This window comes from Burkholderia cepacia, assembly GCF_029962485.1.
Taxonomy (GTDB): Bacteria; Pseudomonadota; Gammaproteobacteria; order Burkholderiales; family Burkholderiaceae; genus Burkholderia.
Genome location: NZ_CP073638.1, coordinates 711341 through 723703, shown reverse-complemented (window position 1 = coordinate 723703; position 12363 = coordinate 711341). Strand labels below are relative to the sequence as shown.

Here is a 12363-nt window from a genome sequence, read left to right as displayed (position 1 = left end):
TATGGACAGGAAAACCATGCTTGACGATGCGGCTCGTCGTGAAGTGCACGAATTCTTCCGAAAACTGATTATCGAAGCCGACGCTATCGCTTCGGACGCGATTGAGCGCCGATACGCCGACCGCTTGGTCTCCAGGAACCTCAACTATGGAACCGTGTTGGAGAACAGCGCCGTGTACGTTGCGAGCTATGGGTTCTTCAATTTCGTAGACGGGGAAACGGACAATATTGCACTCAACGTGATCGTCGATTTCACTTCGCCCACGAACACCTTCAAGGTGCTGATGAGCATCGAAACGCCCACGAAAATTTTTGATGGCGGCAACTTCTTCGGCGACAAATCCTTCGAGCTTTCGGAAATCACCGAATTCTTCGGTGGCATACCGGAGAAATTTCTGGAGATGCTCGATGCTTATCTGAATAAGTAGGCTAGGGAAATCTTCTGCGTCCGTTGCGATCGGCACGAGACGCTCCAGAGCTCGTGAGCGGAGTGCCTTATCAAATCTGTTTGTAGCCTCGATATGATTTTACATAACGTGAATTATCACCCAAACAGATTGTAGTGGCTAGATTGAAATGTCCGCTTTTGGCTACATAGAAATGTCCGCTTTCGCGCCGCGTAAGCTGTCCGGCCGCCGGGTGTCCGGCGCCGGAGGCTGCGATGGCTGCAACGGAGCGGATCACGATGACGATGCGCGAGCTGGACCGATTCAAGGTCATTCAGGACGTGGCGGACGGCAAGCTCAAGCCGTGGCGTGCAGCGGAACGGCTGGAATTGACGACCCGGCAGATTCGCCGGCTGGTCGCCCGACTTCGGGAACATGGCGCGGCGGGTTTGGTATCGGGACACCGATCGAAGCCCGGCAACCGTCGGCTGGACCCAGGAGCCGTCGACCGGGCGCTATCGATCATCCGTGATCTCTACGCCGATTTCGGACCGACACTGGCCTGCGAGAAGCTGTGGGAATGTCACGGCATTCGGCTGGCCAAGGAGATGGTCCGGAAGCTGATGACGGAGGCTGGCTTGTGGATTCCGCGCCGGCAGCGGCCGCCGAAGGTTTATCAGCCGCGAGCGCGCCGGGCGTGCCTGGGCGAACTGATCCAGATCGACGGCAGCGATCATCGGTGGTTCGAGGAACGGGCGCCGGCCTGCACGCTACTGGTGTACGTGGACGACGCGACGAGCCGGTTGATGATGCTGCACTTCACGCAGACCGAATCGACCTTCAGCTACTTCGAAGCGACGCGCGCGTACATCGAACGGCACGGCAAACCTGGGGCGTTCTACAGCGACAAGGCCAGCGTGTTCCGCAACGTGAAGCCAGGCAAGACCGGTAACCGTGTGACACCGTTCGGCCGCGCGATGTACGAGCTGAACATCGACACGTTCTGCGCGAACAGCAGCTCGGCCAAGGGGCGCGTCGAGCGAGCGCACCTGACGTTGCAGGATCGACTGGTCAAGGAGTTGAGATTGCGCGGGATCAACACGGTGGTCGACGCCAACGCTTACGCGCCCACCTTCATGGCCTCCTACAACGCGCGCTTCGCGAAGCCGCCGAAGAGCGAGTTCAATGCGCACCGGCCGCTGCGGGACGATGAGAGTCTGGACTTGGCGCTGACGTGGCGTGAACCGCGGCAAGTGACGAAGTCGCTGACGGTGCAGTACGATCGAGTGATGTACTTGTTGGAGGACACGCCGGAGAACCGGAAGCTGACCGACCGTCAGATTGAGGTGTGGGAGTACCCGGATGGGCGGATCGAGATTCGTGCTGATGGTCGAGCGTTGCCCTACAAGGAATATGACCGCCTGGCTGAAATCGATCAGGGCGCCATCGTCGAGCACAAGCGCTTGAGCCATGTGCTGCAGGTCGCGCAGGCCCTTCAGGCACAACGCGATAACAGCCGAATCGGTAAAGCGCCGTCACGCACACATCGCGGCGACTCGACCCGGACCAATCGAAACGAGGCCGAACCGGGCAGGAAGAAGCAACGGGAGATCACGCAGGCCGACGTCGAACATGTGATCGTGGACCTGGCTCGACGGAAGCAAGCCGCAAAGCTGCCAAACAAACCTGGCCGTCGGTCTGCAAAAACGGAGGAAACGAACGCAAGCGCCCTGCCCGTTCAGGCGCCGACCTTCGACACTGCGTAACGGTTAAAGCGAGGAAAGAGACGCAGCAAAACCGACCTTAAAACCGGACATCTCTAAATGGCTGGAAGGTGGACATCTGAATCCGGGTATGACACAGATTGTAGTAGCTAAGTTCAAATGTCCGCTTTTCGACCCATCGTAAGCTGACCGACCGCTGGCAATCCAGCGTCGGAGGCTGCGATGGCTGCAACGGAGCGGATCACGATGACGATGCGCGAGCTGGACCGATTCAAGGTCATTCAGGACGTGGCGGACGGCAAGCTCAAGCCGTGGCGTGCAGCGGAACGGCTGGAATTGACGACCCGGCAGATTCGCCGGCTGGTCGCCCGACTTCGGGAACATGGCGCGGCGGGTTTGGTATCGGGACACCGATCGAAGCCCGGCAACCGTCGGCTGGACCCAGGAGCCGTCGACCGGGCGCTATCGATCATCCGTGATCTCTACGCCGATTTCGGACCGACACTGGCCTGCGAGAAGCTGTGGGAATGTCACGGCATTCGGCTGGCCAAGGAGATGGTCCGGAAGCTGATGACGGAGGCTGGCTTGTGGATTCCGCGCCGGCAGCGGCCGCCGAAGGTCTACCAGCCGCGAGCACGCCGGGCCTGTCTAGGCGAGCTGATCCAGATCGACGGCAGCGACCATCGATGATTCGAGGAACGGACGCCGGCCTTAACGATTTCGACAGGCCCCAACACCTATCTCGTCGATCGCTTCAGCCGCATCGACAACGAAAAGCTGTCCGCACGGTGCACCGTCACGGAAAACTCAAATGCTTCACCGCTGGCATCCAGATAGCGGCGCGAAATCCTCAACACGGCTGCACCACGCTCAAGCCTCAGCCCCTTTCCTACGCGTTCATCCGTCAGGGTCGACGCGCGTACGTCCTGCTCGATCTCGGCGATCTGGCGGCCATAGTGCGATTCGATCAGGGCGCTGACCAGTTCCGTCGATTTGCGCACCATCTCGCCGACGTCCGTGTATGCCGGATCGATATAAATATCCGTCCAGGCCATCGGGGCGTCGGCCCGGCCCTCCTCCAGACGGATACTGGAGATTCGCAGTAAAGGCGTCCCGTCTGGACAGCCGATCTCTCGCGCCAGATCCCCTTTCACCTTGACCGTTCCCACCGATTGCACGTGGCGCGAATGCTCGACGCCGAACTGGACGAGATCGTCCACCGAGGCAAGCGTCGGCCGAAACCTGGCCTGAGGACTCGATGCCTCCACGCGCGTACCCACGTTCTTGCGGCGCGACACGAGTCCCTGGTCCTGCAATTCCTGCAGCACGGCGCGGATCGTGTACCGGCTCGCATTGAACTGCTCGCACAACTCGAATTCCGTGGGGAGCAGTGTGCCGACCGGGAAGCGCCCGCTGGCGATCCCGTCAAGAAGTTGCCTGGCGATCTCCGCCGCGTTGGTTTTGCTCATCTGGTTCGACAACATCACGTTCCATTCGAATTGGGTAAACCCGGATTTGCCAAACATGTTCGAACATATCTAATGCAACTTGTTCGAACATATTAGCCAACCCGACTTCCCATCACAAGGTAGCACCATGCCCCTCAACGCCATCCCCGCCGCCAGCACCGTCGTCGATTCTGCGCTCTTCCGAGATGCCTTTGGCACGAAGAAGATGCGCCAGATCTTCTCCGACGGTGCACTCGTGCAGCGCTACATCGACGTCGAAATCGCGCTGGCGAAGGCTGAGGCACGCGTCGGCACGATCCCGAACGAAGCCGCCGAGGTCATCGCGAGCGAATCGCGCATCGAGCGGATCGACTTCGACCATATGCGCGAGGAAACCGACATCGTCGGCTATCCGATCCTGCCGCTGGTGCACCAGCTTGTGACGATGTGCGGCGAAGCAGGCCGCTACGTGCACTGGGGGGCGACCACGCAGGACATCATGGACACCGCCGTCGCCCTCCAGGTGCGCGACGCGCTAGACAGCATCGACGCCGACATTCGCGAACTGCGCGGCATTCTCGCAGATTTGTCGACGAAGCACCGCAATACCCCGATGGCCGGCCGCACTCACCTGCAACAGGCGCTACCGGTAACCTTCGGCTACAAGACCGCGATCTGGCTGGCGATGTTCGACCGGCACCAGCAGCGTATCGCCGAACTGCGCCCCCGCGTGGCAGTGGTGGAATTCGCCGGCGCGGCCGGCACGCTGGCGTCGGTGGGCGAGAAAGGCTTTGCGATCCAGCAGGCGCTGGCCGAGGAGCTGGGCCTGGGCGTGCCGGCCACCACGTGGCACGTGGCGCGCGACGGCTTCGCCGAGGCGGTCAACCTGCTCGCGCTCGTCACCGGCTCGCTTGGCAAGATCGCACTCGACATCATGATCATGGCGTCGACCGAGTTCGCGGAAGTCTACGAGCCGTTCGTGAAGGGGCGCGGCGCCAGCAGCACGATGCCGCAGAAGCGCAACCCCATTTCCAGCGAGCTGATGCTGGCAGCCGCCAAGGCCGTGCGCCAGCACGCGGGGCTGATGGTCGATGCCATGGTGCAGGACTTCGAGCGCGCCACCGGCCCGTGGCACGCCGAGTGGATCGCCATTCCCGAGAGTTTCATCCTGACCTCGGGCGCGCTGCACCAGGCGAAATTCGCGCTGGGCGGGCTGATCGTCGACACCGCCCGCATGCGGCACAACCTCGATATCTCCAACGGCCTGATCGTGGCCGAGGCCGTGATGATGGGCATGGCACCGCATATCGGTCGGCAGCAGGCACACGACGTCGTGTACGACGCCTGCCGCACCGTGAACGAATCCGGCGGCACGCTGGCCGACGCGCTCGGCGCGCTGCCGGTCGTCACGCAGCATCTCGACCGGGCAGCCATCGAGCGCCTGTGCGACCCGGCCAACTATCTCGGCCTCGCCCCGCAGATGGTGGATCGCGCCATCGCAATCTCGAACAAGGTGGCCTGAACACAGGCCCCGGTGGAGGAAGACATCATGCAAGACCCGACCATCCAGAGCACCGCAGTTCCACCCACCGCGCCGCCGGCCGCCCCACGGCTGCCCTGGTATCGCAAGCTCGGCATGCAGGTGCTCGTTGCGCTGCTTCTCGGCATCGGCGTCGGCTTCGTGTTCCCGGCCTTCGCCACGAAGCTGAAGCTGCTGGGAGACATGTTCCTGTCGCTCATCAAGGTCGGCGTGGCGCCGCTCGTCTTCCTGACGATCGTGCACGGCATCGCGTCGGCGGGCGACGTGAAGAGCGCCGGGCGCGTGGGCTGGCGGTCGATCCTCTACTTCGAGGTCATTTCGACCGTCGCGCTGATGGTCGGCATGCTCGCCGGCAACCTGCTCGAGATCGGCAAGGGGATGGCCCACGTCACGACCGGCACCGTCACACCGGCGACGAAGGCCGTGGCGCCGCAGGGCTTCCTCGAATTCATGATGCACATCGTGCCCGACAACTTCGTCGGCGCATTCGCCAAGGGCGAACTCCTGCAGGTCGTGGTGCTGGCGGTCCTGGTCGGCATCGGGATCCTGGCCATTCCGGAGGCGCGCCGCGCGACGATCAACAACGGCCTCGACACCCTCTCCGACGTGCTGTTCTCCTTCATCAATCTCGTGATGAAGCTGGCGCCGATCGGGACCTTCGGCGCAGTGGCATTTTCGGTGGGTATCAACGGCGCGGCCGTACTGGTCGCACTGGCGCAATTCGTGTTGAGCTTCTATGCGGTGGTGGCGCTGTTCATCGCCGTCGTGCTCGGCATCGTGGCGAAGGTGGCGGGCTTCAGCCTGTGGCGCTTCCTGCGTTACATCAAGGACGAGATCCTGATCGTGCTCGGCACGGCCTCGTCGGAAAGCGCACTGCCGCGCCTGCTGATCAAGCTCCAGCGGCTGGGCTGCGCCAAGCAGACCGTCGGGCTGGTGCTGCCCACCGGCTACGCTTTCAACCTCGACGGCACGTCGATCTTCATGGCGATGGGCGTGATGTTCATTTCCCATGCGTACGGCGTGCCGCTGACGCCGGACCACCAGCTTGCCATCCTGGTGCTGATGCTGCTGACGTCGAAAGGCGCGGCCACGGTATCCGGCGGCTCGTTCGTGGTGTTTGCCGCAACGGTGACGTCGACCGGGGTGCTGCCGGTGGAAGGGCTGGCCGTGATCTTCGGCGTCTACCGCTTCCTGTCCATGGCCATCTCGACCTGCAACACCATCGGCAACAGCGTGGCGACCGTGGTCGTGGCGAAGTGGTCGGGCACGTTCGATGCCGAGACCGCAAAGCGCCACCTTTATCCCGAGCGCTATCCCGACCCGGCCGCGGCCGACACCGCGCTCGACGACGGCGTTCTGCCGGGCGGCGCTACCCATGCGGCCGATCCGTCTGCGTCCCGCACCCCGCTGCAGCGCACGACGGCTGCCTGAACTGAACAACCTTCGCTGGATTCAACATGACAACGTACCGCACCGAGAACGACGCGTTCGGCCCTGCCGAGATACCCGCCGACCGCTATTGGGGCGCCCAGACGCAGCGCGCGCTGGCCGTGTTCGCAGTCGGGGAGGAACGCTTCCCGGACTGCCTCGTCCATGCGTTCGGTCTGCACAAGATGGCCGCCGCCCACGCCAACATGCGTTGCGGTGTGCTTGCCGCGTCGCTCGGCGAAGCCATCATCGCGGCGGCGGCAGAACTGCGCGGCGGCCGATTCGATGAACACTTCCCCCTTTCCATCTGGCAGACCGGTTCGGGCACACAGACCAACATGAACGCCAACGAGGTGATCGCGAACCGCGCCAACGAACGGCTCGGGCAGCCTCTGGGCACCAAGTCGCCCGTCCACCCGAACGACCACGTGAACGCGTCGCAATCGTCAAACGACAGTTTTCCGTCGGTCATGCACATCACCGCTGTCATCGAACTGGAAGACCGACTGGTCCCGGCGCTCAGCCGGCTGCGCGACAGCCTGCACGAACGCGCCGGCGCCTTTGCCGACGTGCTGAAGATCGCCCGCACCCACCTGATGGACGCGGTCCCCACCACGCTCGGCCGCGCCTTCAACGGCTTCACAGCGCAGATCGACAACGCGCTGGCGCGTCTGAGCGGCACGATGCCCCGCCTGCTCGTCCTGCCGCAGGGTGGTACGGCGGCAGGAACCGGCCTCAATGCCCCGCCCGGCTTCGATCAGGCGTTCTGTGAGGAAGCGAGCCGCCTGAGCGGCCTGGCATTCCGTCCGAATCCTTGCAAAGTCGAGGGCATGGCTGCACACGACGCATTGCTCGAACTCTCCGGTGTGCTTAACGTGATCGCCGCGTCGCTCACCAAGATCGCCAATGACCTGCGCTGGATGGGTTCCGGTCCGAACGCCGGCCTTGGCGAATTGCTGCTGCCGGACGACGGGCTCACCTCCTCCATCATGCCCGGCAAACGCAATCCGACCATCGCCGAAGTCATGGTGCAGGCAGCCATGCAGGTGACAGGCAACCATGTGACGGCGACGATGGCCGCGGCGTCCGGCAGCTTTGAGTTGAATGTGGCAAAGCCGGTGCTGATCTATAACGTCCTGCAGTCGATCCGGCTGCTGGCGGACTGTGCCAACGTCGCGGCCACTCGCCTCATTCCCGGTCTCCGGCCAGCCACGGAACGACTCGCGCGCGATCTGCAGAGCCCCTTGCTCGCCGTAACCGCTCTGAATCCGGTGCTGGGATACGACAAAGCAGCCTCCATCACCCGCCATGCCACCGGACGCAGAATCGCGCCGCGCGAGGCAGCGATCGAGCTTGGCCTGCTGGACGGAGAGGCATTCGACAGGCTGGTGGATCTCCGGCGCATGGCGGGGAAGTGACGCCGAGTCGATAGCGGGCAAATCATCGGGGGATAGCGTCGGCCAGCTGGTCGGCCACAGCCATACCTGAGCGAACGGGTGCCGGTCGACGCCAGCGATTACGCCAGCCGGGCGCCTGGACGCGCGCGTACATCATCGCGAGCCCCGAACAGGCGCTGCAAGGGAGAAGCCCTTCGGCCGCGATCGGAAGCCTGCTCCCGGAGCCGGGCCTGCTGCCTGTCTATGCAACGCACGCGGCCCGCTGGGCGGAATTGCTGAGCCGCAACCAGTTGCCCGAGCGCACCGCCCATATCATCCGCTTTGCCGTGGAAGGTCTGTAGTTCGACGAGGTGTGCGGACTGCGTCCGCAGGACCCGGCGCAGCGCGCGGCATTCGTCGACTCGCTTCTTGCCATGACACGCCCGCTCGCCCCGAGCCAACAGGCGGGCTCCCGCGAACGCTCTCGGGAAGGACATTTATCGCCTTCGGAGGCGCCGTTCGTCGGTTGGTGATTCCACGCAACACGGAGTCCGCATGGAACGTCTCGCGACAAACCGATCTTTTGCACATCTCGCGAACGATGACCGCAACAGATTCCGGTGGACGGAAGTGCAACAGGCGATTTTCCGGGAAACCGATATTCCGCGAATAGCCTGCCTGTTCTACCCGTACAAATACAAGGAAAGCGGAGAAAGCGACCTACGCAACGCGGCGCCCCAAGTACCAGGATTCTTTCAAACAGATTGTAGTGGCTAGATTGAAATGTCCGCTTTGGGGGTGCGGCGGAATTCTTGGACTGGGTTATGTTGTCAGCCCGAGACGCTCCCGGTACTCAATCGGATCTTGCGCGAACGCCCACCTGAACCCGTTGACGTCGAAGCTGGCTGGTACCTTTCTACGCTGCAGCTTGGCCCTGTTCCAGGACCTCCGGGTGGGAATCGTGCGGCGTAACAATGCTTGACGTTCTGACTTGAGCGGGACGCCTAGAATGATTTGACCAAATCGTCATATGATCTAATAGCTGAATTCTGCACGTTTTCATGAGCATTGCGGCACAACCGTTCAACGATATGAGGACGGCAGATACCGAGCACCTACCTGCGGCGTCGGGCATCGGGGACCGTCGAAGCAGTACTGATGTCGAGCCGGCTACCGGCTAGCGTCGTCTACTCTGGAAGGTTTCGACAGCGGCCGCTCACCATTCCCGTGGCGTGGCTTGGTCACGAGAATCGGCTCGTCGCAAACCAGGACGGGCTACTTATACGGGCCGCCCGCGACCAGGCTGCACGGTGGCGCCTGAACCCACGATACCGTCCAGCAATGGCAATTGAAGCGGAAACCTGGTCGGTGCTGGAACGGTTGTACGAGTCTGCAGGCCTGTTCGCCTGGGAAGACGTGCTCGAAAATGCTCGACAGTGGGTGGCGGCACCGGCCGTTGCTGAAGCGTCGCTCCGGCGAGCTGTCGCGGCACTCGACGCTGTCGAGCCGATCGTTTTACCAGCGGAAGAAGCTGAGCAGTTGGCGTTGTACGACCCGGAAGCCGGGTGCTGGCACTTCGTGCGGCGCGGTGACATCGCGTGACACTAGGCGAAACAGCGGCTGGCGTCGTGGTTCGCCAGATATGAACAAAGAACAGAGAGGGCTGAAGTGAGCATCGGCGACACACTCAGTAGCTTCGCGTCGGGCGCGGTCGACTGGAATCGGCGCCCGGTCGCGTTGAATTTCGGGCGATTGCAAGGGACCTTGGGGCGTTTGCTTGCTCTCCAGCACGCAAACGTTAACGAGGGGCTGATGACCGGCATCAATGGGCATCTCACGTGCGTATCGACAAGACACGACCTACCGCCCAAGCTGTTCATCGGTGTGCCTATCTCATTAGGACTTGTGACCGACCGCGGCCAGCTGCAGACAATCAACGCGATTGTGCAGAACGTGCAGATCGGACAAAGCGACGGTGAATTGTGCGTTTACCAGCTGACCGTCTGCGATGCCTTATCTCTGATGGACAAACGGACAAACTCGCGCGTCTTCCGCAAGCAGAGTGTCGTTGACGTCCTCACGGTAATGTTCACCGAATGGCGCCAGCGTAGCCCCGCTCTCGCGCGTGCCTTCGAGTTCAATCTGTCATTTCTGAATCGCGAACGCTATCCGGCCCGAGAATTGACCCGCCAGGTCAACGAGTCGGATGCGGCGTTTGTGCGACGCTTGTTACGTCGCGAAGGGATTTCGATCTTCGTCAAGGCCGGGCGAGCAAACGGCAGCACGAGCGCCGAAGACGATACCCCTGTCCATACCCTGGTCTGCTGCGACAATCCCGATTCGTTGCAGGAGGCGCCAGCGGGAACGGTGCGCCTTCATCCACGCGATGCCGGTACCGAAGAGCGCGATACGGTCACCCTGTTCGCGCTGCACGCGCGCCTGGTGCCGGGCGCGGCCAGCCGCCCGTCATGGGACTACAAAAAGGCCCGTATCGATGAGTCGACCGTGGTCAGCGACGTCGACCAGGGCGACGCCGGCAACGATCTGGCGAAACTCTTGACCGACGTGGCGATCGATGTGCCGCATGCAGGCGACTCGTGGGACGATCACGATCGCCTTACTCGCTCGCGCATGCTGGCACACCAATTCGAAGCCGAACAGTACGACGGTGCGAGCGGCATTCGAGATCTCGCGGTCGGCACCTGGGTCACGCTGACGGGTGATCCCGAACTGGACATGCTATCGACCGACAAGCGGCAGTTCGTCATCACGTCGATTCGTCACGACGTCTCGAACAACCTGCCGAAGGGTCTTACCGAGCGCGTGCAACAGCTCTTCGCGGCGAGCAAGAACCTCGTATCGCCTTCGCCGGCCCAGTTCGCGCCCTCCTCTACCGAATCGGATACGCGTTACGAGAACACCTTCACGTGCGTGCGCCGCGGCGTCCCGATCACCCCCGCGTACGATCCGAAGATCGATCTCCCACCGGTCCATCTGCTAACGGGCGTCATCGTCACACGGGACGGCGAGGAGGTTGTGACCGATGAGCTCGGGCGGGTCTACGTGCGGATCCATGGCCTGGACCCCGCCGACCACTCGCACGCACAAGGTGCCGGCACGAACGACAACGCCGGAGACAGCGCCCCGATCCGCGTGGCGTCAAGTCTCGCGGGCACGCAGTTCGGGGCCTCGTTTCTTCCGCGCATCGGCATGGAAGTGTTGCTCGGCGCAATCGGAGGTGATCCCGACCGGTTGGTGATCATCGCGGTCCTGGGTAACGGATCGAATCCACCGGCGGCGTTCACACACACCGGTTCGTTGCCCGGCAACCGATATGTATCGGGCATCAAGACGAAGGAAATCAAGGGGCAGCGCTATAACCAGCTGCGGCTCGACGACACGCCGGGCCAGATTTCCAGCCAGTTGGCCAGCGAGCATGCGCATTCGCAACTGAATCTGGGTTACCTGACGCAACCACGACAAGACGGCCAAGGTACTGACCGCGGCGAAGGTGCAGAGCTGCGTACCGACGCGGCCGCCGCGCTGCGTGCAGCGCAAGGCATCTTGCTCACGACGTATGCCCGCTCACAGGCAAGTGGCGGCCAGCTTGATCGTGACGAGCTGCTGCAGTTGCTCGGCGAGTGCACGGAGTTGTTCAAGTCGCTGGGCGACTACGCAGGCGAACACGGTGGGCAAGCAACCGACACGACCGGCCAGCAGGCAGTCGCTGCGGCGTTCAAGGGTTGGACGCCCGCCGGCGGAACATCGAGTAGCGGAGCTGGAGCTGGTTCCACGAGCGGTTCGCAGGCGCTGATGGCTTTCGGTGCACAGGCCGGTTCCGTTGCGATCACCCCGAAAACCCACGTGACGTACGCGGGCGAGAACATCGATCAGGTCGCGCAGCAGCACGTTCAGTTGACCAGCGGCCAGCGCATCAACCTGCACGGCGGTCGCGGCGTCGCGATGTTCGCTCACAGCGATGGCGTATCGGCGATCGCGAACCAGGGCAAGGTAACGCTGCAAAGCCAGGCCGACGACACGCAGATCGATTCGGCGAAGAACATCCAATTCACGGCGGCCGACGGCAAGATCACTGGCATGGCGAACGACCAGGTGGTGTTCACGACGTCTGGCGGTGCCTACCTGAAACTGCACGGAAGCGACATCGAGCTCGGGTGCCCGGGCAAGTTCACGGTGAAGTCCGCCGGGCACTCATGGCAGGGGCCGGCCAGCATGAGCACGGACATGCCGAAGTTCGATCATGCGCCGCTCGGGCGCGTGCCGAAACTGGTGCGAGCCTCCGATGGGAATCCGATCGAAGGATATGTCGGTGAGGTCCACAAAGCCTCGGGCGAGATAGTGAACGGCCAGACGGACAGCGCGGGCACGATGGCGCCGATCGACCACAACCAGTTCGAACAGGTCGTCGTGAAGTTCTTCAAGAAAGACGCTTAACCGAGAG

At 62.7% G+C, this 12363-nt stretch carries 9 protein-coding genes and 1 pseudogene; 9 read left to right on the top strand and 1 reads right to left on the bottom strand.

The window, feature by feature from the left end; all coding sequences use genetic code 11:
* Position 1: 1 nt before the first annotated feature.
* The 3 genes and pseudogenes from KEC55_RS19735 to KEC55_RS19725 all read left to right on the top strand — a co-directional run.
* A complete protein-coding gene (locus KEC55_RS19735; protein WP_282509880.1) occupies positions 2-427 on the top strand; it encodes a hypothetical protein in 426 nt (141 codons plus the stop codon).
* Positions 428-660: 233 nt separating this feature from the next.
* Positions 661-2151, top strand: coding sequence for an ISNCY family transposase (locus KEC55_RS19730; RefSeq protein WP_282509878.1), 1491 nt, complete (start codon positions 661-663; stop codon positions 2149-2151).
* A 180-nt stretch (positions 2152-2331) separates the two neighbouring features.
* Positions 2332-2874 (top strand): annotated as a pseudogene (locus KEC55_RS19725) (helix-turn-helix domain-containing protein); the annotation flags it as partial.
* On the opposite strand, the gene KEC55_RS19720 reads toward KEC55_RS19725, so the two are convergent.
* Entirely contained in the window at positions 2847-3578 is a 732-nt protein-coding gene (locus KEC55_RS19720) for a GntR family transcriptional regulator (protein ID WP_282511352.1), read from the bottom strand. The pseudogene KEC55_RS19725 and the gene KEC55_RS19720 sit on opposite strands and share 28 nt — an antisense overlap.
* A 127-nt stretch (positions 3579-3705) precedes the next feature.
* Here KEC55_RS19720 and pcaB point away from each other — a divergent pair, with 127 nt between their 5' ends.
* The 6 genes from pcaB to KEC55_RS19690 all read left to right on the top strand — a co-directional run bounded on the left by pcaB (position 3706) and on the right by KEC55_RS19690 (position 12356).
* Positions 3706-5079 carry a 3-carboxy-cis,cis-muconate cycloisomerase gene (gene pcaB, locus KEC55_RS19715; RefSeq protein ID WP_282509876.1) on the top strand — a complete coding sequence of 458 codons (1374 nt, stop codon included), beginning with the start codon at positions 3706-3708 and terminating at the stop codon, positions 5077-5079.
* Positions 5080-5106: 27 nt separating this feature from the next.
* Complete coding sequence (locus KEC55_RS19710) at positions 5107-6528, top strand: cation:dicarboxylate symporter family transporter (protein ID WP_282509874.1); 1422 nt, start codon at positions 5107-5109, stop codon at positions 6526-6528.
* A gap of 26 nt (positions 6529-6554) precedes the next feature.
* Complete coding sequence (locus tag KEC55_RS19705) at positions 6555-7943, top strand: class II fumarate hydratase (protein ID WP_282509872.1); 1389 nt, start codon at positions 6555-6557, stop codon at positions 7941-7943.
* Between the two features lie 32 nt (positions 7944-7975).
* The gene (locus KEC55_RS35045) at positions 7976-8263 is read left to right on the top strand and encodes a hypothetical protein (protein WP_348995896.1); all 288 of its coding nucleotides are present in this window, start codon (positions 7976-7978) and stop codon (positions 8261-8263) included.
* Between the two features lie 979 nt (positions 8264-9242).
* Entirely contained in the window at positions 9243-9503 is a 261-nt protein-coding gene (locus KEC55_RS19695) for a hypothetical protein (protein WP_282509871.1), read from the top strand.
* A gap of 66 nt (positions 9504-9569) precedes the next feature.
* Positions 9570-12356, top strand: a complete 2787-nt coding sequence (locus tag KEC55_RS19690; RefSeq protein ID WP_282509869.1) for a type VI secretion system Vgr family protein — start codon at positions 9570-9572, stop codon at positions 12354-12356.
* Positions 12357-12363: the final 7 nt, after the last annotated feature.